21 protein-coding genes and 1 tRNA gene are annotated in these 24,179 nt (G+C 66.6%); 10 read left to right on the top strand and 12 right to left on the bottom strand.

The features are described 5' to 3' along the window. Positions 1-3: 3 nt before the first annotated feature. On the top strand, positions 4-495 hold the full coding sequence (locus tag M7H19_RS16230) for a DUF6328 family protein (protein ID WP_298182306.1): 492 nt from the start codon (positions 4-6) through the stop codon (positions 493-495). A 334-nt stretch (positions 496-829) separates the two neighbouring features. Here the strand turns inward: M7H19_RS16230 and M7H19_RS16225 are convergent, their stop codons facing one another. Beyond that, positions 830-1,906 carry a hypothetical protein gene (locus M7H19_RS16225; RefSeq protein WP_298182304.1) on the bottom strand — a complete coding sequence of 359 codons (1,077 nt, stop codon included), beginning with the start codon at positions 1,904-1,906 and terminating at the stop codon, positions 830-832. 477 nt (positions 1,907-2,383) lie between these two features. Between M7H19_RS16225 and M7H19_RS16220 the strand changes: the two genes are divergently transcribed. The 4 genes from M7H19_RS16220 (at position 2,384) to M7H19_RS16205 (ending at position 6,798) form a co-directional block, all read left to right on the top strand. Beyond that, a tRNA-Lys gene (locus M7H19_RS16220) sits at positions 2,384-2,459 on the top strand. A gap of 347 nt (positions 2,460-2,806) precedes the next feature. Further along, a complete protein-coding gene (locus tag M7H19_RS16215) occupies positions 2,807-3,784 on the top strand; it encodes an LLM class flavin-dependent oxidoreductase (protein ID WP_298182302.1) in 978 nt (325 codons plus the stop codon). 457 nt (positions 3,785-4,241) lie between these two features. After that, a complete protein-coding gene (locus tag M7H19_RS16210) occupies positions 4,242-5,366 on the top strand; it encodes a tryptophan dimethylallyltransferase family protein (protein WP_298182300.1) in 1,125 nt (374 codons plus the stop codon). 49 nt (positions 5,367-5,415) lie between these two features. After that, complete coding sequence (locus tag M7H19_RS16205) at positions 5,416-6,798, top strand: tryptophanase (protein WP_298182298.1); 1,383 nt, start codon at positions 5,416-5,418, stop codon at positions 6,796-6,798. 53 nt (positions 6,799-6,851) lie between these two features. Here the strand turns inward: M7H19_RS16205 and M7H19_RS16200 are convergent, their stop codons facing one another. The 10 genes from M7H19_RS16200 to M7H19_RS16155 all read right to left on the bottom strand — a co-directional run bounded on the left by M7H19_RS16200 (position 6,852) and on the right by M7H19_RS16155 (position 17,944). Next, the gene (locus M7H19_RS16200; protein WP_298182296.1) at positions 6,852-7,463 is read right to left on the bottom strand and encodes an ATP/GTP-binding protein; all 612 of its coding nucleotides are present in this window, start codon (positions 7,461-7,463) and stop codon (positions 6,852-6,854) included. Beyond that, the gene (locus tag M7H19_RS16195; protein ID WP_298182552.1) at positions 7,444-7,809 is read right to left on the bottom strand and encodes a DUF742 domain-containing protein; all 366 of its coding nucleotides are present in this window, start codon (positions 7,807-7,809) and stop codon (positions 7,444-7,446) included. Before M7H19_RS16195 ends, M7H19_RS16200 begins: the two co-directional genes overlap by 20 nt. Positions 7,810-7,811: 2 nt before the next feature. Beyond that, positions 7,812-8,228, bottom strand: a complete 417-nt coding sequence (locus M7H19_RS16190) for a roadblock/LC7 domain-containing protein (protein ID WP_298182294.1) — start codon at positions 8,226-8,228, stop codon at positions 7,812-7,814. A 25-nt stretch (positions 8,229-8,253) separates the two neighbouring features. After that, a complete protein-coding gene (locus M7H19_RS16185) occupies positions 8,254-10,788 on the bottom strand; it encodes a nitrate- and nitrite sensing domain-containing protein (RefSeq protein WP_298182550.1) in 2,535 nt (844 codons plus the stop codon). 194 nt (positions 10,789-10,982) lie between these two features. Next, positions 10,983-11,627: an isopentenyl-diphosphate Delta-isomerase gene (idi, locus tag M7H19_RS16180; RefSeq protein WP_298182292.1), complete on the bottom strand. Its 645-nt coding sequence runs from the start codon at positions 11,625-11,627 to the stop codon at positions 10,983-10,985. A 144-nt stretch (positions 11,628-11,771) separates the two neighbouring features. After that, entirely contained in the window at positions 11,772-12,590 is an 819-nt protein-coding gene (locus M7H19_RS16175) for a hypothetical protein (RefSeq protein WP_298182289.1), read from the bottom strand. Further along, a complete protein-coding gene (locus M7H19_RS16170; RefSeq protein ID WP_298182547.1) occupies positions 12,587-14,401 on the bottom strand; it encodes a carbamoyltransferase C-terminal domain-containing protein in 1,815 nt (604 codons plus the stop codon). The genes M7H19_RS16175 and M7H19_RS16170 overlap by 4 nt, the downstream gene beginning before the upstream one ends. Positions 14,402-14,427: 26 nt before the next feature. Next, complete coding sequence (locus M7H19_RS16165; RefSeq protein ID WP_298182545.1) at positions 14,428-15,723, bottom strand: hypothetical protein; 1,296 nt, start codon at positions 15,721-15,723, stop codon at positions 14,428-14,430. A 14-nt stretch (positions 15,724-15,737) separates the two neighbouring features. After that, complete coding sequence (locus M7H19_RS16160) at positions 15,738-16,973, bottom strand: ATP-grasp domain-containing protein (RefSeq protein WP_298182287.1); 1,236 nt, start codon at positions 16,971-16,973, stop codon at positions 15,738-15,740. Further along, the gene (locus M7H19_RS16155) at positions 16,970-17,944 is read right to left on the bottom strand and encodes a glycosyltransferase family 2 protein (protein WP_298182285.1); all 975 of its coding nucleotides are present in this window, start codon (positions 17,942-17,944) and stop codon (positions 16,970-16,972) included. Before M7H19_RS16155 ends, M7H19_RS16160 begins: the two co-directional genes overlap by 4 nt. A 273-nt stretch (positions 17,945-18,217) precedes the next feature. Here M7H19_RS16155 and M7H19_RS16150 point away from each other — a divergent pair, with 273 nt between their 5' ends. Genes M7H19_RS16150 through M7H19_RS16130 form a run of 5 tightly spaced genes read left to right on the top strand, consistent with a single transcriptional unit; the run spans position 18,218 to position 23,208 of the window. Continuing rightward, complete coding sequence (locus M7H19_RS16150) at positions 18,218-19,006, top strand: hypothetical protein (RefSeq protein ID WP_298182283.1); 789 nt, start codon at positions 18,218-18,220, stop codon at positions 19,004-19,006. Next, positions 19,003-20,061, top strand: coding sequence for a peptidogalycan biosysnthesis protein (locus M7H19_RS16145; RefSeq protein WP_298182281.1), 1,059 nt, complete (start codon positions 19,003-19,005; stop codon positions 20,059-20,061). Before M7H19_RS16150 ends, M7H19_RS16145 begins: the two co-directional genes overlap by 4 nt. Further along, a complete protein-coding gene (locus M7H19_RS16140) occupies positions 20,058-21,191 on the top strand; it encodes a hypothetical protein (protein WP_298182279.1) in 1,134 nt (377 codons plus the stop codon). Before M7H19_RS16145 ends, M7H19_RS16140 begins: the two co-directional genes overlap by 4 nt. Continuing rightward, complete coding sequence (locus M7H19_RS16135; protein WP_298182277.1) at positions 21,188-22,189, top strand: GNAT family N-acetyltransferase; 1,002 nt, start codon at positions 21,188-21,190, stop codon at positions 22,187-22,189. The genes M7H19_RS16140 and M7H19_RS16135 overlap by 4 nt, the downstream gene beginning before the upstream one ends. Continuing rightward, complete coding sequence (locus tag M7H19_RS16130) at positions 22,186-23,208, top strand: GNAT family N-acetyltransferase (RefSeq protein WP_298182542.1); 1,023 nt, start codon at positions 22,186-22,188, stop codon at positions 23,206-23,208. Before M7H19_RS16135 ends, M7H19_RS16130 begins: the two co-directional genes overlap by 4 nt. A 4-nt stretch (positions 23,209-23,212) precedes the next feature. On the opposite strand, the gene mmuM is transcribed toward M7H19_RS16130, so the two are convergent. Continuing rightward, positions 23,213-24,100 carry a homocysteine S-methyltransferase gene (gene mmuM / locus M7H19_RS16125; protein ID WP_298182275.1) on the bottom strand — a complete coding sequence of 296 codons (888 nt, stop codon included), beginning with the start codon at positions 24,098-24,100 and terminating at the stop codon, positions 23,213-23,215. Between the last annotated feature and the right edge of the window lie 79 nt (positions 24,101-24,179).

Genomic DNA, 24,179 nt, shown 5'->3' with positions numbered 1-24,179 from the left:
TAGGTGAGAGAGACAGAGGAGCCGCGTCATCAGCAGCTCGCGCGCAATGTCAGTGAGTTGCTCGGTGAATTGCGGGTCGCCCAGGCCGGGGTTCAGATTCTTTTCGGCTTTCAGCTCGCCGTGGCCTTCACCGGGGAGTTCCGTGACGCGAACGGCTTCGAAAAGGGTCTCTACCTGGTGACGGTGCTGTTCACCACGGCGGCCACGGCGTTGCTCATGGCGCCCGCCGCGTGGCATCGGATGCTGTTCCGGAAGGGAAAACGGCTCGCGATCCTGAACGTCGGCAACCGGCTGGTCGTGGCGGGATTGGCGTGTCTCGCCGCGGCGATCACACTGACCGTCTCGTTGATCGGCAAAGTGATTTTCGGCATCGCCGTGATGGTGGTGCTGGCGGTGATCGTCGGGGGAACGTTCTCGTGCGTGTGGTTCGTGACGCCGAAGCTGATGTACCGGGATCGTCGAGAATCCCATGGCAGCTCGTCCGACCGTGACTGAGGGCTTTTCGGCGGGCGGCCGCCCTCGCGCCGCCCGCCGTCGCCACCGTGTCGCCTCACCTCAGGGATCTCGAAATTCGTGTCAGCGCACCCCGGCGGAGCCCGCTGCATAGTCGATCTCTCCCGATAGTGTGAATGTCACCGAGCAGGGTTGACGGTGATAGCGAGGGACGCTATTAGGGAAAGACCTTCCTGGGTAGTCTTGAATTCGAAAGACTTTTCAGTTATTGCCGGTCGGTTCCACGCGCGCGAATCACCCGGGAAGTCCAAGACGAAGGGCGGCGACGCTCGAAAATAAAATGGCATTCCCGCATGACCGGAAAAGGTTTTCGTTTTCATTCCTCGTCGAGGAGATAGGGATGCCATGCGGGAGTTCGGCTGGTCTCCGTGCGCGGCCGGAACCAGTTGGCGAAGGCCAGCTCTGCGTCCACCTCCGACTCGGGAATCTCGTACAGCAGGTCGCTGTCGAGACCGCCCAACGCATGACTGTTGAAAACGGAGAAGATTCCGCTGACACGGTCGGCTTCCAACACCTCGGTGAGGTCGAGTTCGACTTCCGCGCGCGATTCGGCGATGCGCAACGCGAGCGCCTCCGCCACACACAACGGGCCGTTCCAGTCCTCCTGGGTGAGGCGGTGACCGAGCACCGACGCGACGACCAGGAACCGTTTGGCGAACAGAGCGCTGTAACGGTCGGCGTACTGCGGCGGTAGTTCGTCCAGCGCCCAGAGCGCCTCGACCTCGTCGACGGTGGCTTCCTCGTCGTCCAGCAGCTGGACGTCGCTGACCAACTCATCGGTGAGCATTCGAACGCCGTGTAGCAGCGCACCCGCGAGGTACCGGGCCTTCACCTCGTCGGACTCGCCGAAGACGGAGAGGTCGAAGGCCCGCAGACACTCACCCTTGTGCAGCAGTCTTGAGCGTCGATCGGCCAGTTCGGCCTTCTGCACGGCGGCTTGGATCTCGTCGGTGTCCTCGGCGCCGATCAGGAAAGTCCGCATGTCGCCGGCGGCTCCCAGTCCGGCCAGAAGGTTGTCGCTGAGCTCGTCGGGGTCCATCGACGCCGCCAACGCGCTTTCCAACTGGTCGTCGGTCGCGGTGACGGCACAGTGCTTGACCTCCCAGTCCTCCAACAGGTCGATCTCGTCGACGAGTTGTTCCAGGACGGCTCTGGCGGCCTCCTCGGCCAGTACCAGCGCGGGTGCGTCGAGTAGCCAGTTCACCACGGCGCCACTGAGGTGGGCTTCGAGGGAGTGCTCGACCGGGATGATCTCCACGCCGTCCGGTCCTTCGATGCTGACGAGGTGGTTCAACCGGTCGTCGAGCAGCGACATGACACCGACCTGTTGTAGCGGGTCGAGGTCCGGTGTTCCGGGCGGAGAGGCGAGTTCGGCCGTGAGTTGGTACTCCACGGTTCGCAGTGTGGCATGGGTGACCACGGCTCAGGCCTCCAGGCCGAGGTGAATCGGTTCCTCCCCATAACGGGCAAAGATCCGTTGGCGATACACAGAGCAACTGCTCGGTTCACTCTAGTAGTGGTGTCGCAGGGGCTCTTTCACTCCATAGCGTGTGGAAATGGCACGGACACGTCCCGAAAGGGTGGTGATTGCCATGAGTGGGTGTGGTTGCTGCGGTTCCTGCAGTGGGCCGAACTGCGGTTGCTGCGGGAAGTGCTGACCCTTTAAAGGGTCCCGCGTGCCCCGCACTGCACAACGATGTGCGGCGGGGCACGTACCAGTCGGCGCAGCCATCGTGTCCGCAGATTGCGTAGTCGTGTCCGCAGTCTGCGTCGCCGTGTCCGCAGTTCGTGAAGGCAGGGGAGTAGCCGAAGTCACTACGGATGCCTCCCGTGCTGCCCGCGCCGGACCACCGTTACACTTTCTAAAGCGGGGCCGTTAGCTCAATCGGCAGAGCTGTGGACTTTTAATCCATAGGTTCCGGGTTCGAGCCCCGGGCGGCCCACCAAAAGCCCAGGTCAGCTGGCCACCAGTTGGTTCGCAGTGACGGCGGCTCACGCTTTACTTACAGGAAACTACTCGGACTCATTACCGAGGACGTCCTCAAGCGCCGCAGCCGTCGCACAACCGGTGCCGGCCGACATAGTCGAGGGGGCCCGGCAGCCTTCCCTGAGACGCCGAGTTCCCTGTGCTTTCGGCGTGACTCATTCAAGTGTCGCCGCCGGCCCGGGAGTGTGCTCGGACCGTTGTCAGGGGCTCCACCCGAGGAATAGAAACGCGGTCGGAGGGTTTGTCACTGGGTGCATACATCTGATTTTTCGTGGACGTGAGGGAACTTCGACATTGTCTGTGCCCTTGAGCATTCTCGACCTGGTCCCCATCTCGGAGGGGTCCGCCGCCCGAGCCGCCATCGCCGCTTCGATGAGTTCGGCTCGCCTCGCTGACCGGTTGGGCTTTCACCGGCTCTGGTTCGCCGAGCACCACAACACTCCGAACCTCGCCGCCAGCGCTACTTCGCTGCTCATCTCCCAGGCCGCTTCGGTCACGGAGCGCATTCGGGTGGGTTCCGGTGGGGTGATGCTGCCCAACCACGCTCCGCTCATGGTGGCCGAGCAGTACGGGACCTTGGTCAACATGCACGGGGATCGGATCGACTTGGGGCTGGGTCGGGCTCCGGGAACGGACATGATGACCGCCCAGGCGTTGGGTCGTTCCTCGGCCGAACCGCAGGCTTTCGCCCAGAGTATCTACGACTTGCAGGGCTGGTTCGGCGAAACCGGGACCGCCCACAGCATGCCGATCATGTCCGCCGTGTCCGCCGGGACTGCGGTGCCGATCTGGGTGCTCGGATCGACCGTCAACGGTGCCTCCATCGCCGGCCAGTTGGGGCTGCCGTTCTCGGTCGCCTCGCACTTCGCCCCGGACCAGCTCGATCAGGCCATCCAGGTGTACAAGGAGGCGTTCTCCACCGAAGCGCCCACCGCGCAGATCGAAAAGCCCTACGTGATGGCCGGCATCAACGTCATGGTCGCCGACACCGACGAGGAAGCGGAGCGAGAATTCACGGTGATCGAGCAGATGTTCCTCGACATCGTGCGCGGCAAGCGTCGCAAGATCCAGCCTCCGGTGGACCCGGAGACACTCGCCGCGCAGGGTGGCGGAAACAACCCCATGTTGCGGATCAAAGCCGTGGGCGCCCCTCGGACGGTGAAGGCGCAACTGGAGGAGTTCGTGGAGCGCACCGGCGCCGACGAGCTCATCACCGTCACCTACGCCTACGATCCAGCGGTCCGGGACCGTTCGCTGCAGCTGCTTGCCAAGAGCTGGTTCTGAATTCGAGGGATTCCCGGTCGGCGACGGCTCGGTGTTCAAGGCCCGGCGTCGGGAGTGCTTCGAGCCCGGTGCTCTTAGAAGAACCCGGACCGGTGAGCCGTCCCTACCGACCCGCGCGTGCTTCGCCTCGGGGAGCCGGCCGAAGGGTCGGGCCGGATATTGACGGCTGAGCCCGTGAGCGGGCTGTGGCCAATGTGTTCTCGGGTAATGCGAGTCGGGCGGGTCCGGTCGCGAATCAGTTATGCCTTCGGTTTCGGGTGAACTCGATGAGCTCGCGGCTTGGAACTCCTCCTCGACGGCGGCGGTGCCGAGTTTTTCCATTGGCTGCAAAGTGTGATCAACTCGGTGTTCAAGATCACTCCGGTAGAGGTATCTCGCGCTTCGAAACGCCCGTATCTTGATCATGCTTTTGGCAGAGACGCCACGAGAACCACTTGGGAGTGAACCACTTGTCCGCATGCCCGTCGGAGCAAGCGTGAACGATCCGACTCTTTTCGAACACACCAGTAGGCAGCTGCGAAACCTGTGTGCCGAGGCCGGCTTCCCGGCATCCGACGACACCCCGGTCGAAATGCTCGGAGAACTGCTGGGCACGGCTGGAAACCGCCGTCTTTCCGAAGGTCCATTGTGGCCTTCGGATGTCGCGGACGATGCCACGCCCGTCGAATTCTCCGTCGCATTGGACGACACCGGTGACCGTGCTGTGCGGGTGCTCGGTGAAGTGGTCGCCGAGAAACCGAGTATGTCGGCCAACGTCGTCGCCGCGCGGCGGTTCCTCGAATCGATGTCCGAACGCCTCGGGATTCCGACCGAGCGGTTCGAGGCGGTGGAGGACCTCTTCCTCCCCGACGATCCGCAGGGCAAGTTCGCGTTCTGGTATTCGATGATCTTCCGGCCGGACGCCGCGCCCAAGCTCAAGGTCTACTTCAACCCCGGTGTGCGGGGTGAGGGCCGCGCGGCCGAACTGGTCGCCGAAGGCTTCCGGCGGCTGGGGATGGAGGACGCCTACGACGCGGCGACCGAGTATTCCGTATCGCGGGGAGAGCTCGACAAGTTCACGTTCTTCGCCGTGGACTTGGACGACAGTCCGTTGTCGAGGGTCAAGTTGTACATCTCGCACTTCTCGGCCACCGCCGACGTGGCGGTGCAGGCGTCGCAGGCGGTCGACGGTCTCGACCGCGACGGCATCAGCGAGTTCTGTGGACTTCTCGGCGGCAGCACCGAGTCGTTCGACGGACGTCCGCTGGTGTCCAGCTATTCGTTCGTGGAGGCCGATCCGAAGCGGCCCGGCAACTACAGCCTCTATCTGCCCATCCGCGACTACGTGGCCGACGATGTGGAGGCACGGTCACGGGTCGTGTCGTTCTTGGAGAACAGGGGCAGTGACGCGGCAGGACTCGACCGGTCCATTCGGGCACTCACCGATCGCCCGTTGAGCGACGGCCGTGGGCTGCTGGCCCACGTCTCGCTGCGACTGGGACAGTTCGGTACCGGCACTACGATCTACCTGTCGTCGGAGGGCTACGAGGTCCTGTCCGCGCGTTCCGATGCGCGTACGGCGGCCACTTCGACGCACTCCTGAAACCGCCCAAGCCACGAACCCAAGTTCTCAAGGTGTGAAAGAAGGAACCGTGAAGCCGTTCCCCCCGTACCGGATCCAGGTCGTCAAGGAAATACCGATCACGACACGCCAGCAGCGTGAGGAAGCGCTCGCCCGCGCGTCGTACAACGCATTCGACCTGCCCTCCAACATGGTCACGATCGACCTGTTGACCGACTCGGGTACGGGGGCGGTGTCGGCGGCTCAGGAGGCCGCCGCGGCGCAGGCCGACCGCTCGTACGCGGGATCGGACTCGTACTACCGATTCCGGCAGGCCCTGGACGACATCACGTCGTATCCGCACATCTTCCCGGTGCACCAGGGCCGTGCGGCCGAGCGGGTGTTGTTCTCGTCGGTGTTGAAGCCGGGGCAGATTTCGCTGAGCAACACCCACTTCGACACGACGAGGGCCAACGTCGAACTGGTCGGCGCGGAGGCCCGTGACCTGCCGTGCGCCGAGTTCGGGGACCTGGACAGCCAAGCTCCGTTCAAGGGCAACATCGACCTCGAAGCCCTGGAAGCGACGCTGAAGGGACCCGAGGGCGGCCGCGTCGGCCAGGTGCTGATCACCATCACCAACAACGGTGGTGGTGGCCAGCCGGTGTCGATGGCGAACCTGCGCGCGGTGCGGTCGTTGTGCGACCGCTACGGTGTGCCGTTCTTCCTGGACGCGGCCCGGTTCGCTGAGAACTCGTGGCTGGTGATCCAGCGTGAACAGGGCTACGGCCACCTCACGCCGCGCGAGGTGGCGAGGCAGACGTTCGCGCTCGCCGACGGTTGCGTGGCCAGCCTCAAGAAGGACGCCATCGCGCCGATGGGCGCGGTCATCGGTGTGCGTGACTCGGAACTCGCCAAGCAGTGCGAGGCCAACATCATCGCCACCGAGGGTTTCCGCACCTACGGCGGGTTGGCCGCGCACGACCTGGAACGTGTGGCCCAGGGGCTCGACGAGGTGCTCGACCCGAACTACCTGCGCTCGCGGGAAGCCGATGCGGCTCATTTCGCCGAGTTGGTCACCAACGCCGGTGTGGACATCGTCCAGCCCGCGGGCATCCACGCGCTGTACCTCAACGCGGGTAGGTTGTTGCCGCACATCCCGCCGCACGGCTTCCCCGGGCACGCGCTCGCGTGCGAGATGTACCTCGCCGGTGGCGTGCGGTGTGTGGAACTCGGATCGCTGTACCTGGGCACGTTCGACGAGAACCACAACCTCGTCGAACCCGCCCCGTTCGAGCTGGTGAGGATGGCGATTCCGCGCCGTACCTACACGCAGGCCCACCTGGAGTACGTCGCCGACGTGCTGGCCGACATCGTGAAGAATCCCACGCGGGTGGCGTCGTACCGAGTCGTCGACGCACCGGAGTTGTTGCGGCACTTCAACCTCAAGCTGGAACGCATCCCGGCCGGGTCGTAACCGCTCCACGGACGAAAAGGGGCCTCCGCCTTGCGGCGGAGGCCCCTTTTGCCTCACGTGCTCGAGGAGGCCATCTCCGGTTCCGGGAGCCTGCTCATCGCGTACCTCACCAGTCGGATGAGGGCGAGCTTGCTCGACTCGCGTTGCCGCGCGTCGCAGAACATGATCGGAATACCCGGCGAGATAGCCAGCGCCTGGCGGATCTCGTCCTCGGTGTATTCGTCGGAGCCGTCGAAGCAGTTCACCGCCACGATGAACGGGATGCCCCGGCGTTCGAAGAAGTCGATCGCGGCGAAGCTGCTGTCGAGGCGGCGGGTGTCGACCAGCACCACTGTGCCGATGGCGCCGCGCGCGAGCTCGTCCCACATGTACCAGAAGCGGTCCTGCCCCGGTGTGCCGAACAGGTACAGCACCGTGTGCGGCGAGATGGTGATGCGGCCGAAGTCGAGCGCGACCGTGGTGGTCTTCTTCTGTTCGACGCCGGTGGTGTCGTCGATACCGTCGCTGGCCGTCGTCATCAACTCTTCGGTGGACAACGGCGGGATCTCGCTGACGGAGCCCACCATGGTCGTCTTACCGGCACCGAAACCGCCGGCCACGATGATCTTGACTGGCGTGGGTACCACGGCCGTCGCCGTGGTGTCGTCAGAGCTGGGAGAGGCCATCGAGCACCGCCTGAAGTAGTTGACGATCCGGAGCTTTCATCGGTTGGGTGGGGGAACGCACGATCACGTCGCCGCGTTCGATGAGGTCACTACACAGGACCTTGGCCACGGCGATCGGTACCTTGAGGTGAGCCGCGATCTCGGCGACCGACAACGGCCGCTCGGCCAGGTCGAGAATGGTGTGGTGTTCCGGGGTGAGACCCACCGGGTCCCTTTTGACCCCGGACAGCGCCATCACCTGGGTGGCGATGTCGAGTTTGATGTCCGAGGCCGGGATGCGGCCCTTGGTGATGGCATACGGGCGGATGAGAGGCCCCGCTGCCTCGTCATACCACTGATCATCCATGGTCACGTTTCTGAGGCCACCTCGTTCCTCGGTGCGGCGGACATGAAGTCACCGACGCGCTTCACGAGCCGGTTCATCTCGTACGCGATCATCTCGACGTCCACCGACTCCTCGGCGAGTACGGCGAGGCACGCTCCGGTTCCCGCGGCGGACACGAACAAGTAGCCCTCGGTCATTTCGATGAGGGTCTGTAGCACCGGGCCTCGTTGGAAGTGGCGACTGACCCCTTTGGCGAGGCTCTGCAGACTGGAGGCCATCGCGGAGAGCTGGTCGGAGTCGTCCTTGGACAGCGTGCCGGACTTGCCCATCAGCAGGCCGTCGGCGGATAGCACCACGGCGTGCTGGGCACCCACCACGCGGTCCACCATGTCGTCCAGCAACCAGTTGAGGTCCGACGTGGAGTTGCTGTTGTCGTTCATCGCTTGAGATCCACTTCCCTATCGATCATTCGTCGGTCGGTTGTGCGGAACCGTCCGCGTCGCGTCCTCTACGAGTGCCCTTGCGGAACGCCGACAGTGTGTTGCGTGTCCTGCCTGCGAACCGGTCGATGTCGCTCTGCTCCGCGTCCGGGTCGTCGCGCAGTTGCGGAGCGAGGTTTTCCTGGGGACGTCGCTGTGGCAGCGGTGCCCGACGCCGCTTGCGTTGGGGCAGGCCATTGCCTGTCTCAGACGACTCGGCGCCGGTGGACTCACCACCGGGGCGAAGAGCGCCGTTCGTCCCCGTAGTCGTCGTATCGGTCGTCGGCACCTGGCCCGAGCCGTTCGACTCCGTCGTTTTGTCAGGAGCCGTGGGCGAGGGCTGTGTCGACATCGTCGACATCGTCGACACCGTGGGTGCCACGGGCGTTGTGGACGCCGTGGGAGCCGGAGCGGTCCTCGACGGCGTGTTCTGCGGTGCTGTTGCGGTCGGGCCCGTGCCGACGGGGACTGTCTGCCCGGTCATCGGCTTACCCGGCTTGTGGGTTTCGATCTCCGGCTCCTTCGGCAGGCTCGCGTGGAAGCCCGAGTCCACGTCGGTGGCCTGCTCGTCGGAGGCCAGGATGGACGTCGGCAACAGCACGGTAGCGCGGGTGCCGCCGTAGCGGGAGGAGTCGAACGTGACGTGTGCACCGAGCCGTGTCGACAGTCGCGAGACCACGAACAGACCGAGACTCGCGTCGGCCTTCATGGCCATGGCGTCGAACTCGGGTGGTTCGGACATCATGTTGTTGGCCCACTCGCGTACCTCGTCCTTCATGCCGAGGCCCTGGTCGGCGATGTCCACCACGACACCACGCGCGACCTTGGTCCCGGTCATGTAGACGGGTGATCCCGGGGGCGAGAACGTGGTGGCGTTGTCCACCAGTTCGGCGACGAGGTGAATGGTGTCGGCCACGGCTGAACCGAGCAGCGCCACGTTCGGGATGGGTTCGACCTCCACCCGCGAGAAGTGCTCGGTCTCCGAGATCGCGGCCCGCAGCACGTCGATCAGCATGACCGGCTTACGCCAGCGGCGGCCTGGCTGTTTGCCACCGAGAATGATGAGGTTCTCGGTCGTGCGGCGGGCACGGGTGGCGAGGTTGTCGAGCTGGAACAGGCTCTTCAGCTGCTCCGGGTTCTCCTCCCGGCTCTCCATCCGGTCGAGGATCTGCAGCTGGCGGTGCACCAGGCCCTGGTTGCGGTGGGCGATGCCGAGGAAGACGTTGTTCACACCGCTGCGGGCCTTGGCCTCACTGACCGCCGCGTTGACCGCCGTGAGCTGGGCGATGTTGAACGCCTCGGCCACCTGACCGATCTCGTCTCGACCGTGGTCTAGCCTCGGCAGCTCGGCCTGCACGTCCACCGGCTCGCCGTCCTTCAGCCGTTCCACGATGTTCGGCAGACGAGTGCTGGCCAGTTCGAGCGAGTCGTTGCGCAGCCGTTCGAGGCGCGTCATCAGGGTGCGGTCCACCAGGGTGCGCGACACCCGCACGGCGACGAGGATCGACGCGATGGCCGCGACGAGCGTGAGAGCGCTACCCCAAAGGACGTTGGTCAGGTTCTGGCCGCTGTCGTCGAGGGCCTTCGCCGAGGTCTGGTCGGCCTGGGTCGTCGTCAACGCCGACAGTTCCGTGGAGATCCGGCTGGCCAGGTCGCGCAGCTCGGTGTCGCCGAAGGAGAGGGAGGCGGTGTCGATCGGGCCCGGGCCGTGGGCGATGAGTTGGTTCTCGACGTCGCTCAGACGCTGCCAGTCTCCGCCCGAGACCAGCGCGTCGTACTGGACGCGCACGTCGGGGAGCATGTTCGGCGCCAAGTCCTCCAGAGCCGACCGGTAGGAGCCGACGAGCTGGGAGAACGCGCGGTGGTCGTTCGCCGAGAAGCTCTCGTTGGTGAAGGCACTGGACGCCAGTGAGGCGGCACGCGACATCTGGTCGGCCGCGCGGAACAGGCCGGTGGCCGTGATGCCGTTCTGGCTGGCGTCGACGTCGGGCACGGTGCGGGCCTGCGCGTCGAACAGGCCGGCGGCCGTGTCGATGAGCTCGTTGTAGTACTCGTTGACCTCTGTGGCGGAGATTTCCCTGACGTTGATCTGCGTGCGCATCTCCGGCAGCTGGTCGAGCTGGGACTCCAGGTTGCTCATGCGGCTGGCGATCTCGGCGGGCACATCACCCTTGATCGTTTCCATCGCCTCGCGGAGCGCACCGAGGGATGTGTCGATCTCCTGCTGCTGTTGTTGCAGCTCCGCCAGCCCCGTTGACGGTTTGTCCAGATACATAAGGGACAGTTGGCGTTCCTGTTGCACCGCACCCAGTGAGGTGACGGCGGGAATCGACACCTGCTGCACACTGGAGGCCACCGCGCGCACGTAGAACGCATCGACGACGAAGTACGCCGACATGATGATCCACAACAGCAGAAGCGCGATACTGGGGACCAGCACCGTGCCTGTCAGCCGCTTGCGGATCGACTTGTGGTGTCCCTGTTGTGACGTGTCTTGAGTTGACTTGTCTTCGTTCTTCACGACGCTCCACGACGACCTGTTGAACCGCTGCCAGGCACCCGCGCACGCGGCAGGCCACCAGGCCGTGGCCCGCAACGGTCGGTCCGTCCGGGCCACGGTCGCCGGTCACCGGCTAGTGCCTTGTCGAAGGTGATCTTGGCGTATCGGGGTCGTGGCTGTTCGTCTGCCCCCGTCTTCCGAAGCGACTTACCAGGTCAGCGCTTTTCCAGCGGCTCCCGGGCGACTTCGGGCAACCGCTGGTTCTCGGCCACCGGCCACGCGAGCGGGTCGGGTCCGAGGGCGCGGAGCTGTTCGACCTGGAGAGCGCACCACGGGGACACGCTCGTGCGGTCGGCGTCCACTTCGGCCAGGAACCTGTCCCACGGAACCCATTCGGTGTCGTGGACCTCGTCCGGGTTCGGTTTCGGCTCGGGGCGGGTGTCGACCGTGGCGCGGTAGACGGGGCACACCTCGTTCTCCCGCGTTCCGTCGGGCATGGTGGCCTCGTAGGCGAACTCGGGCAGCACCAGTTCGATCTCGATGCGGTCGGCCGCGATGCCGAGTTCGTCGGTCAGTCGCCGGGTGATCGCTTCCGGGATGGTCTCGCCGGGTCCGGGGTGGCCACAGCAGGAGTTGGTGCGCACGCCCGGGAAAGTGGGCTTGTGCTTGGCCCGCCAGGTCACCAGGAAGTTGCCGTCCGCGTCGAACAGATAGCAGGAGAAAGCCAGGTGGAGCGGGGTGGATTCGTGGTGGACCTCGGCTTTCGGCGCGTATCCGATGCGTTCGTGTCGCGTGCCGCACAGCACGACGTATTCGACCTCGGGGTCGAGCTCCACCTCGGAGCCGAGTACCTGGGTCATGATGGTCCTACCACCCTTCGTTGTCGCCGGTCGGGCGGTCGTTTCTCGCCCCGTACGCCGGTCACGAGTTGATCATGATTGATGGCAGGCGGGCAAGCAACCGGAGGCCGGCCTTTCGCGTGTTCCTCATGACACGGACAGTGCTCATGGCCGGTCCCGGACAGCGTCGTCGGATGCCGCCGCCGAGACCGCGAGCGAATGAGCACGGTGACCACCGCGAACACGGCGCTCGGCCGTGCCGGTCATGGGGGTCGTACCGAGCGCACGATCGACCCACTTACCCAGCGGTAGCGCGAGTACCGCGGTCGCCAACGCCAGGTGCACGAGCAGGAACACCACGGCGGTCGCCACGCTCGGCGGCCCGCCCACGAACACCACGATATGCGAAGCCCAGGCCAGTTCGTCGGGTCTGCTGCCCGCCGCCCACACCTCGTTCAACGCCCAGAACGTCAAGTCGTTGAGCCCGGCGATGACGATGAGGATGCTCGCGACACCGGTCTTGAGCACCGTCGCCGTGCGCGCTCCGCCGAGCCGGTACGCCATCAGGGCGAACAACACGATGAACGTCGTGATGAACAGCTCCCACTGGTACACCGGCTCGAACGAGCCCTCGACGTCGGAGTTGCGGGCGAACTCCTGCACCCGCAGCACCAGCTCGGTGTCGATCCAACCCATGTAGGCGACCACGGCGAAGGCGATCAGCACGGGCGCCGCCCGTACCTTCGGGAACAGGGCCACCGCGGGCACGGCGAACAGGAAGGGACTGAGCTTGAACAGCCACTCGCCTAGGTCGTCCAGCGTCTGATCCGGTGGCAGGATCACCATGATGAGCAGGGCCAGCACAGCCGCGGGCACCGCGAACACCAGCCACAGCCAACGTCGATGCCGGTAGAGCGCGCGAATCGCGTTCGCCCCCGCACCGGAGCCACGCCCGGGTCGGGTGTCGGGTTTCGTGGTCGTCATGCCTGCTCGACCTCCAGGTGTGGCTTCTGCGTCCAAAACGGTCCCAGCGCCAACGCGTCGACATCGGTTTTGAGAAAGCACCTGATGGCGTCCTCGGGGGTGGCAACGATCGGTTCGTCGTTGTCGTTGAACGACGTGTTCACCAACATGGGCACGCCCGTGAGCTCGTCGAAATGCTTGATCAGCTTGTAGTAGAGCGGGTTGTCGTCCTCACTCACCGTCTGCACTCGTGCCGTGCCGTCCACATGGGTGATGGCCGGAACGACCTCGCGCTGGTGTTCGAGGACGTCGAAGACCAGCAGCATCACCGGCGAGGGGTAGTCGCTGGCGAAGAACTCTCCCGAGCGTTCGGCCAGACACGACGGAGCGAACGGCCGGAACGCCTCGCGGTGCTTGACCTTCTCGTTCATGCGGGTCTTGGACTCGGGGTCTCGCGGGTCCGCCAGCAGGGATCGGTTGCCCAGAGCTCTCGGCCCGCACTCCATGCGGCCCTGCACCCAGCCCACGATGAGGCCGTCAGCGATCTTGGCGGCCGTGTGTTTCGCGATGTCGTCGATCCGCTGATACTCCACGCCCGCGTCCTGCAACGCCTTTTCCATCTCGGCCTCGGTGAACTTAGGACCCGTGTAGGTGAAGCCGGTGCGAGGGCGGGGCAGGTTGTGTTTGCCGACGGTGACCTCCAACGCGGAGCCCAAGGCGCAACCGTCGTCCGCCGCGGCGGGCTGGGCGAAGAACTCCTCGAACGGCGTCTCCAGCAGGATGCGCCCGTTCATCACACTGTTGAGGGCCACGCCACCCGCCATGGCCAGCCGCTTGGACCCCGTCTGCCGCTGCAACCAACGCGCCAGGTGCAGGCCCGCCTCCTCCAACGTCACCTGCAGTGCGTAGGCGATGTCGCGGTAGTGCTGCGGCACGGGGTTCTCGGCTGTCACCCGCGTCCTGGGACGGGCGGGCCCGAACGTGTCGTAGAACTTCTTCGACAACAGGTGCTTGGCCGTGGTGTGGTGGCGGAACCAGCTGAGGTTGAGCTCGAACCCGCCGTCCGGGTCCAGGTGGATCAGGTCGCGGAACGCTTCCACATAGGTGTCGTTGCCGAACGGGGCGAGCCCCATGACCTTGCCCTCATCCCGGGTCGGGTAGAAGCCGAGATAACCGGTCACCGCCGCGTACATCGCGCCGAGCGAGTGGGGGAACTTGATGCGCCGCAGGTCGTGGATGCGGTTACCCCGGCCGTGTGCGAGCAGGGTGCTGGTGCCGTCGCTGCCGATACCGTCGAGCGTGAGGACGGCCGCCTCCTCCCACGGGCAGATGTAGTAGGCGCTGCCCGCGTGGGCCCGGTGGTGATCGATGAGATGCACCTTGAACTTCGTCGGACCCGTGTACCCGACGGCTTCGGTGACGTCCCGTTCGAGCGTGAACGACCGCTTCATGTGCGCCAACACCGCGCCGCCCGCGTGGTAGTCGTCCACGCCCTTGCCGCCACCGGTGCGGAACGTGTCGAGCAGGCTCGCCGCCTTGCCGCCGTCGTCGTTCTCGTTGCGGAAGACCTCCAGGGTCTTGGGGAAGTAACGGGCGAACACCTTCGCCGCGTGTGCCGCTTCGGCCCAGCGGGTCCAGTAGTAGGCGACGTGGTCGACATCGCCGAGCGTGATGCCTCCCTGTTGCAGGCAGAACTCGATGGCTTTCGCGGGCAGACGCCCGTCGTGCTTGACGCGGGTGAACCGTTCCTCCTCGGCGAAGGCGATGATCTCGCCATCACGAACGAGGGCCGCGGCGGAATCGTGCACCCTGCTGATGCCGAGGACGTACATGGGCAGCTCCAACCTGTCTTCACTACTTACTTGTGGGTGTGGACCGAAAAACCGAAGCCTGCGTAGGTCCCGGAGTCGCCGTGGGAGTGGCGCATCAGGTGCCGCAACGCCACCGCTTCGGCGGTGAGGCCGAGGACGATGGCGCAGAAACCGCCGACGGCACCGAGTGGAGGCGCCAGGGCCAACGCGCACGCGACCGTGGCCGCGAGCCGGATCGCGGCGGCCGCGGCGGTGGACGACAGCACCCGGCTGTCGGTGTTCTCCACGAGGTAACCGGCGTAGATGAGCAGGATCGACATGGCGATCTCCACGACGGTGAGCACGGCGAGGACGACGTAGCCCGACACTGTCAGCGGCATGTCGGCCCCGGTCAGCAACACATGCCTGGTGGTCGGCACGAGCAGTGCCACGGCGAGGGCGACGGCGAAACCCGCGCCCGCGAACTCGGCGGTGCGCAACAGACGCCCGGCCCGTGCCCGTCCGGCGGCGCCTCCGGCGCCCCGAAAACTCACAGACGTCGCCGGTTGCCTGAGTTTGAGCTGGTAGAGCGCGAACGAACACAGCGCGCTCGCGGCGAGCAACGCGAGGTGGAACGGGCCGCTGTCCACTATTCGCCCGCTGAAGGCGAACACCAGGAAGAGCGCGGAGATGGTGATCGCGTCCAACAGTTCGGTGATGCCGAGCAGCACCGTGCTGCGGGTGAACGCCCGGGTCAACTGCCGCCGGGCGGGCCGGGGAGCGCGCAACCACTCGCCCGGCAGCGCCGAGAGCGAACACCCGATGAGCACGGCGATCGCACCCACCAGGGCGAGCAGGTGGGTGTGCGGAGACCAGCCGGAAAGCCACGTCGTGGTCGTCACCGCCGCGACGACCGCGGCGAGGATCGTGAACGCCGTCGCGTCGAGCGCCGGCCTGCCTCGGAGCCGGTGCAGGCCGGAAAGCGTCATCAACAGGCCCGTGCACGCCGACCAGGTCGCCGCGGCCAGGTAGAGCGTGAGGACCGACGACGGTGCGATCACCAGGGCGAGCACCAAAGCGACGGCGAGGAGCGCCACGGGCGCCGCGGCGATGCGCAGTGCCAGACCCGCCAGCGACGTCGTCGTGAGCCGGGTCCTCGGCAAGATCTTCAGCGCGGCCTTCTCCGCCGCCGTGGGCAGGAACACCAGCCAGGTACACGCGCCCCACGCGTTGGCGTATTCGCCGTAAGTCGCCGAACCCCAGATCGCGAGTAGCGCCACGGCCATGAGCTGCGCACCGAGCCGGTAAACACCGCGTCCCGCGAGCAGACGAAGGGTCATCAGCGGGCGCAGCGGTGTCGCCATGGACGTGGACGTGCTCAAGGGAAAGGCACCGCCAGGTCCTGTTCATCGTCATTGCGGTTGGCCAGGCGGAACTTCAGCGTTCCGCGCACCGCGTTCTCGGCCGACCACAGTCGGCTCACCGAATCGGCGGTCACGACGACGTAGCCGAGCTTGTAGCCGGCCTGCTCGTAGGGGCGGACGAGGGATCCTTCGTGGACGAACAGTTGCAGGTCGACGACCTCCGGCAGGGCGCGCACCTCGTCGACGCCGTCGACACCGATGAGCCGTCCTGCGCGGTCGGAGGCGAGGATGTGCACCAGCGTCGGTCGCGGGTCCTTGCCGCTGATCGTCGGTTCCTCGCCTACGGCGAGCGACATAGTGGCCGACATGAGGTCCACGCCGTGGCAGTTCTCCACCACTTCGGCGATGCCGTTGCCGCCCATGCGGGCGCCCATCTCGATCAGGTACAGCTTGCCGTCGCGGCCGAGGACGGCGTCGAACGTCAGCGGCCCGGTGCGGTAGCCCAGCTCCGCGCACACGGCGGCCAGCATGTCGGGCAGTGCCTCGGCGACCTTGCCGGGCAGCTCGGCGGGCATGAGGTGAGCCGTGGTGACAAACAGTGGCGGCGGTGTGATGGTGCGTTCGGTGACGGCGTGGAACACGATCTCGCCGTCCACGATCAGCGCCTCGATCGTCAGGTGCCGGCCGTCCAGGTGTTCCTCGACGACCACGCGTCCCTGCTGGGAGAACGTCAACGACTCGGACACGGCAGAGCGGAGTCTGCCGGGGTCGACGCACGAGACGACCCCGCGGCTACCGGACGAGTCGACGGGTTTCACCAGGGCCGGGAACCGGATGTGCTGGGCCGCCTGCACCAGCTCCGCCCCCGAGGAACCCGACACGCTGCGATAGGTGGGCACGCCCGCCCGTTCGCACGCCGAGCGGAACACCGGTTTGTCCACGGACGCCTCGACGGCGGCGGGAGGCAGAGGCGACGGCAGTTTCCACTTCTCGGACAGCCAGGCTTGCGTCGGCAGTCCCACGTCGCTGGCAGGGCAGATCACCCCGGCGATATCGGTGCGGGAGCCCAGGGCCGAGTCGATCAGTTCCGGTGCCCGCACGCTGAGCTGCAGGTACTCGTCGGCCACGGCCACGCCCGGGGCGTTGGGTCTGATGTCGACGCAGATGGTGTGATAGCCCAATTCGCGCGCACGGCGGTAGACGTTGACAGAGCCGTCGGCGCCGCCGAGTACGACGAGTGTTCGTTTCATACGGTTTCCAAGGGCGGTGACGTGCTGAGCAGCCTGTCGGTGTCGTTCACGGCGATGCTGGCCTCCCGGACGTAGAACAACCGGGGCCGCGGTTGTCCGGCGTTCACGACGACGAGCGAACGCACGGCCAGCGACAACGTCACCAGTGCCACGGCGAACAGGACGAGCAGCGCGACGGCGAGGGCGGTTTCGGTCACGAGACCCGTGGCGCTCGCGACGGCGAGCAGCAGGGCCATTCCACCCACCAGTAGACACGTGGCCGACGCCGCCGTGCTGAGCCGCCGACTGAACCCCACGAAAAGCTCGATGGCATGGGAGGAAAGAAAACTCATATCCACTTTGGACTCACCGCGTTCCCTCGCTCGGTGCGCCACGGGAACCGTGATGTATCGGTTGGTCAACCGGGGGACGGTGGCCAGGAAGTACGGGGTGCCGAGGTCCAGGTCGACGATGCGTCTGGCGAGCTCGGTGCGGACCAGGCGGAACGCCGTCGCTCCCTGGGGGAGCTCGATCCGGAGCAGTCGACGTCCGATGAAGTGGAAAGCCGCTGTGCCCCATCGTCGTAACAGCGGGTCCTGCCTGTTGGTGCGTACTCCGAACACCGCGTCGTACCCGGCTTTGGCCGCGGCGATCAGCTTGTGCGCCTCGGCGGCGGGAAACTGCTGGTCGGCGTCCACGTGCAGGACCCACGGCTTGCTCGCGTAGCGGTAGCCGGCCGAGAAGGCGGCCTCGAAGCCGAAGTTCCGCGTGAACGACAGGTACTGCACTCGCCTGTCGGCCGCGGCGAGTTCCCGGATGACGTCGAGGCTTCCGTCGGTGCTGCCGTCGTCGACGTAGAGCAGTTCGAGATCGAGTTCACCCAGTTCGGAGACGATCTCGTCGTAGGAGTGTTTGAGGTTGTCGACCTCGTTGTAGCAGGGGATGACGACGGTCAATCCGGTCTCGTCGGGATAGCTCGTGACCTCACTCATCGCGATGGTTCACGGTTCTGGGGTTTGTGGACGGAAGCACTCGTGCTGCAGGGCGAGACATGGCATTTCCTTGTTCTGATTCGGGGTACGCGTTACGTCGATTCCGGATGACGGGTTGGCTGTTTATAAGCCCGACCCCCGGTGTGGTGACTAGAGGTAACGATGAAAGTTGGGCTGTTCGGCTGAAAGGGTGTTACGGAAGCACTGAGCTATTTGGACGATTCCGACCGGTAAGTACTTTTTCACGGCCCCCGGGTGGCACACTGCGACGCCATGTTGTCTCGCAGTACTGCCGTGCTGTGGCGTTCGGCATATCGCCGTGCGGTGCTGTCGGCCTTCAACACCGTGCCTTTCTACCGAGAACGTTGGGCACTCGACGGGCGGACGGAACCGACGTTGGTTCCCGGCCGCAAGGGCAGGTACGACGGTGCGACCGACCCCGAGCTGCTCGCTCGCACCGTGGTCGACCTCGTGCCACTTTCGGGTGGTGAGGGGCGTGTCGATCCGGCGCGGGGACTGGGGCACGTGCTGCCCGACGCGCGGCGGGTCCGTTCCGGCACGCTCGTCGTGATCGTCGACCCGGCGATACCGCACCCACCCGCTGACCTGCCGCGTGGTCTGCGTGGCTGCACGGTGAACCCGAAGACGTTCGCCGACGATGTGTCTTCCGGGACGGTCGCGGAGCTGGTGGCAGCGGTGAGGCGAGGAGAACCGGTGCTCGCCGTGGGCGATGACGCGAACATCGCCCGCCTGTGCTCGGCGTTGCCGGAGGAGTCGACCCACCGCATCGACCGGTTGCCGCACCGCAGCTTGGCCGAACTCGACGGCGGGCCGTACGGCGTGCTGCACGACCCGCTGCTCGGCTACTACGGCGCTTTCCGGGAGTGCGGCCGGTGGCATCTGGATTGGCGCCGCGTCTACGCTCGGCGCACGAAGGGCGGTCTGGCGTTCACGCTGCTGACCCAGCGTTCGCCCAGGCTGGTGGATGTTCTCGTGGACGGCGGGGTGCGCGGTGAGATCCGGCCCTGTCCCCGCCACGGCACCCCGGTCGTGTCACCGTGACCGAATCGGTCGAGCTCGCCGATCCCCGCACCGAGCCGGAACCGTCCGGCTGGGCCGGGTTCTTCCGGGCCCAGGGGCTGCACGCGGTGTGGGACTACGAGCTGCTTCGGTTGGAGGCGTGGGCGGCCCGTAATCCGCCGTTGCTCCTGGTGGCACGCAGTGGTGGCGAGATCGTCGCGGCTGCGTGTGTGCTCGTGTGCAGGTTGTGGCCCCGGTCGGCTTACGCTCCCGGCCCGCGGCACCGGGGATTGTCGACCTCGCCGTTGTGGGCCGAGGTGAGCCAGCCGTGGTTGAGCGGGCTTCCTGGCGTCGTGTTCGCCGAGAACGTGGACGGTGACGCGCGGGCGAGGATACTTCGGCGTTTCGAACGGGCGCTGGCCCGCCGACTGGGTCTTCGGACGTTGGGAGCGCTCTACCGTTCCGTCGACGCCGACATCGCCACGGCATTGGACGGACGTGGACGAATGGTGCGGCAGGTCGACACCGTGTCGGTGCTGAGCAACACCTTCGCCGATCGCGACGACTGGGTGGGCATGTTGTCGAAGTCGAGGCGGTCGAGCCTGCGGCGCTCGTTGCGCGAGGTGCAGCGGCATGTCGACAGCGGCCGGGTGGTGATCCGGAGCGGTTCGGCGCGCGAGGACCTGTGCGGCGGCGCGATCGCCCACCTCATCAACCGGCACCGGACCGAACGCGGCACGCCGCTGTTGGAGACCCGCAGCCCGTTGTTGGGTTCGTACTTCGACGTCTTCGTCCGGCGGTCCGATGTGTACACCCTGACCTACCACGACAGCGAGGGAAGATTGCTGGCGGTCAACACATGGCTCGACCATCCACGGTGCCTTGTGAAACAGCACTGGGCGTCGCTGTCGGTCGCGGACGGTGGTCTGCGCGATCTGCTGTTCGACAGCTTCTCCCGGGCCGTGGAGTACATGATCTCGGTGGGCGCGAAGGAGCTGTCGGCCGGGCGTAGCCCCCACGAGCACAAACACGGGCTGGGTTTCGCTCCCAGACCGGTGTACGGCGTCGCCGTGCCGAGGCCGGTGATGGGCCGATGACGAAGTCGTCGCCGAAGGAACGGGTTCCCGCGTCGACACGGCAGGGATTCGAGGTGGAGATCGTCGATCCCCGATTCGACTCGGAACCGTCGGGGTGGGCGAAGTTCCGCAGAATCGTGCCCTGCGGGCCGATGTGGGACTACGAGTTGCTGCGGTTGGAGGCGTGGCTGTCGCGGAATCCCCCGGTGCTCGCCGTGTTGCGCGAGGGCGGCAGGGTGTTGGGGGCGTGCGTGGCGATGCTGTGCAGTCCACGCAGTCCACTGCGCAAGCAGGAGTTCGCGCCTCGGTCCACCGGCCGGTTGCGGCGGTACGTTCCGTGCTGGGCCGAGGTCTATCTGCCGTGGTTCTCGGGCCACTCCGCAATCGTGTTCCGCGACGGCATGAGCGCCGAGCAGCGACGGGAGTTGCTGCGGCTGTTCGAACGACGGCTCGCGGAGTACGTGGGCGTCGGGTTGCTCGGCGTGGTCTACCGGGCCCTGCCCGCCGAGATCGCGAAGAGGGTCACCGGGCCGGGACGGCCGAGCCGGGAGATCGACCCCACCACTGTGCTGGTCAACCGCTGGGAGTCGGTCGACGACTGGTCGGCGTCTCTGCGTCCACCCGTGCGCGCCGCTGTGCGCGAGGTGCTCGACGCCACCGCGGAGCTCGATGTCACCACGGGCGCGGGGCGCACCGATCTCGACGCGGCGGAGCTCGCCACCCTGCTCAACCGACATCGGGCCAGGCAGGACGAGCGCGCCTGGCGTTCGGGGCAGCGGGCCAGGGTCGCCGGGCTGCATCTGGACACCCGCAGTCCCGTGCCCACCGCCTACCTGGAGGCGTTCCTCCGCAGACCCGAGGTCGTCACCCGGGTGTACCGGGAGGGAAGCGGCAGGCTCCTCGCGTTCCACACCATGATCGATATCGAGGAGGGGATCGCGTTGCCCCACTGGGCCGCTTTGCCGGTGGAGCGAGGGGGAAGGCGCGGCCTGTACGCCGATGCATATGTCCACTGTGTACAAAAAATGATCGAGTCGGGTCGGCCGGAACTCACCGCGGGCCGCACTCTGTTGGACCTCAAGGCGGCGTTCGGGTTCGACACGCGCAGCCTGTTCTCGATCGCCGTGCCGAGGCCGGTGATGGCCGGATGAGTGTCTCTGTGACGGTGCTCGACCCCAGACGTGACCCCGAACCCCCGGAGTGGTCGGCGTTCGCCGAGGCCGCGCGACTGCACGCGCCGTGGGACTACGGCCTGTTGGGTCTGGAGTCGCGACATGCGCCGCACCCGACCGTGCTCGCGTTGGCGACCCTCGACGGACGCCTCGCCGGGGCGATGGCCGCCAGCGTGGTGCGCGGCCCGTTGGGCGTGCGGCTGGTGGAGGTGCACAACCCGTGGCTGTCCGGTTTCGTCGGTTGGACGTTCCTCGATGAGATCGGAGCGCGGGGAAGGAAGCTGCTGCTACGCAGGATGGAACGGGAACTGTGCCGGTTCGCCGGGCTGGCGTGCGCGGGCGTGTTCTACCGGTACCTGTCCGAGGAGGAAGTGCCGCTGGTGTCCGGTTTCGGACGGCTGGGGCGCGAGACGGTGGGCGCGGCCGTACTGGACAACCGGTTCACCACCGTGGACGAGTGGATCTCCTCGCTGGCCCGCAGCCGTAGACACAGTCTCCGCGGCCAGGTGCGCAAGGTCGAACGGGACCCGGACATCGTGGTGCGTTTCGCCGCCGCGCGTGACGACCTCGACGGTGCCGAACTGGCCGAGCTGGTGAACAGGCACAGGACCCGGTTCGGCAATCCGGGGTTCGACAACCGTGGTCCGGTGGTGGCGGAGTACCTGCACCGGCTCGTTCGCCGCGACGACGTGCTGTCGTTGACCTACCACGACGGCCAGGGGCGGTTGCTGGCCTTCGCCGATCTGCTCGACAACCCCGGGGTGCCGCTCTACCAGCACTGGGCCGCGTTGAGTAAGGACGAAGGTGGAAAACAGCACCTGTACTTCGACTCCTATGCCCGCATGATGGGGCACGTCGTGGGGAACGGCCGCGAGGGACTGTCCGCGGGAAGGGGCAAACTGGAGCTCAAGCAGTCGTTGGGGTTGCAGCCTCGGAGGCGATGGGCCGCCGCGGTACCGAGGCCGGTGGCCGGATGAGTGTCGAGGTGCTGGATCCGCGGTTCGACGCCGAGCCGCCGTACTGGCGTGAGCTTCGGGCCCGTGCCGGGCTGCGCGGCGACTGGGCGTGGGACGTGCTGCGGCGGCAGGCGTGGTGTGCGCGGACGCCGTGGTATCTCACCGTGTTGCTGGACGGCTCGCGGCCACGGGGCATGGTCGGTGCGGCGTGGGTGGGTTCCCGTACCCGGCGGCACCGGTTCGCCGTCTCCGGCTGTGGTGGGCGGATCGGCGGTCTCGATCTCCGCGCGCCTGGCAGTAGCGCGTTCCCCTCCTGGTGGTTCGCCGACGTGGGGGACGACGGCGGTTGTCGGCAACTGCTGTCCGAATACGTGCCGACCGTCCGAAGGCTGCTCGGCCCGGGGCTGAAGGGCACGCTGATCCGACAGGTTCCCGAGGCGGCTTTGCCGGTGGTGGACGGGCGTTGGCGGCTGGTGCGCGAGACCGAACCCGTCGCGAGGATGAGCACCGAGCCGTTCGGCGGTCGCGACGACTGGTTGGCGTCTCTGCCCAGGCGACGCAGGGCGCACCTGCGCGGAGTCTTCGCGCGGGTGGAGGACGACGACAGCCTCACCGTGGAGTTCCTGCCGGGTGATCGGGCCGATGCCGTCGAGGTGGCGGAGCTGCTGCGCGTCAACGAGGTCAAGCACCGGGACGTACCGATCGTGCCCCTGCCTCAGTTCGTGGGGTATCTGCGCTGCCTGCTAGAGCAGCCTGACGTGTTCGTTCTGTCCTATCGAGACACCGAAACACGGAGGCTCCTCGGCGCGACGACGGTTTACGACCATCCACAGTGGCCTTTGGCGCGGGCGTGGTCCTCGCTGAGGGTCGAGGACGGTGGCAGGCCGGATCTGTACTTCCACATGTACGGCGAACTGGTGCGGTGGGCGATCGCCCAAGGCAAGAACGGCGTGGTGCTCGGCAAGAAGATGAGTCAGGTCAAGGCCTCGCTGGGCGCGGAACTGGTGCCCCAGTACGCCGCAGCGATCCCCGTGCGTTGAGGGACTACAGCGCTTCGGCGACGCGGGCGATGTCGGCCGGGCGCACTCGACAACAGCCCCCGACGACTCGGGCCCCTTCGGCGACCCAGCGCCGGGCGAGCTCCGGTGAGTAACGCGACGGCCCCCACCAGGCGCGCCGCACGGTGTCCCAGTTCTCGCCGCTGTTCGGATAGACCACCAGCGGCTTGGTCGTCACCTCGCGCGCGTGGGCGAGTGCGGGCGAGATGTCGCCGGGCGTGCAGCAGTTGACGCCCACCGCCACGATGTCGGGTGAGGACTCGGCGACGGCGAAGGCTTCGGCCAGCGGTTGTCCGGCCCGGGTCCGATCACCTTCGACGGTGTAGGTGAGCCACGCGGGCACACCCAACCCGGACACGGCTTCCGCCAGGGCCTCGGCCTCGTCGACGTCCGGCACGGTCTCCAGGGCCAACACGTCGGGGGAGGTCTCGGCCAGGACCTCCAACCGGGGGCGGTGCCAGTCCCGCAACTGCGCCACGGTGAGCCCGTAGCGTCCGCGATACTCCGAGCCGTCCGCCAACGCGGCACCGTAAGGCCCCACCGACGCGGCCACGAGCCGGCGTCGCCCGTCGTCGGAAAGTTGGTCGCGGGCCCGGCGGGCGAGCTCGACGCTGCGGCGCAGCAACGCGGCGGCCGTGTTCCGGTCGATGCCGCGTTCGGCGAACCCGGGAAACGACGCCTGATAACTCGCCGTGGTCGCGATGACGGCACCCGCCTCGTAGAACGCGCGATGGGCGGTGACGATCTCGTCGGGCGCGTCGAGCAGCAGCCGCGCCGACCACAGCACGTCGCCGAGGTCGTGCCCCCGTGCCTCCAGCTCGGTCGCGAGCCCGCCGTCGCTCACCAGAGGTGCCAAGCCGTCGAACAGCGTCACACGACCCACTGTAGGAGCACTGTAGGAGCGAGGTCCGGTGGTGTGTCAGCTCTTCCTGGGTAGTTCGGCGCTGATACGC

Source organism: Saccharomonospora sp., from assembly GCF_027317685.1.
Taxonomy (GTDB): domain Bacteria; phylum Actinomycetota; class Actinomycetes; order Mycobacteriales; family Pseudonocardiaceae; genus Saccharomonospora.
This window is presented reverse-complemented; position numbering and strand designations above follow the sequence as displayed.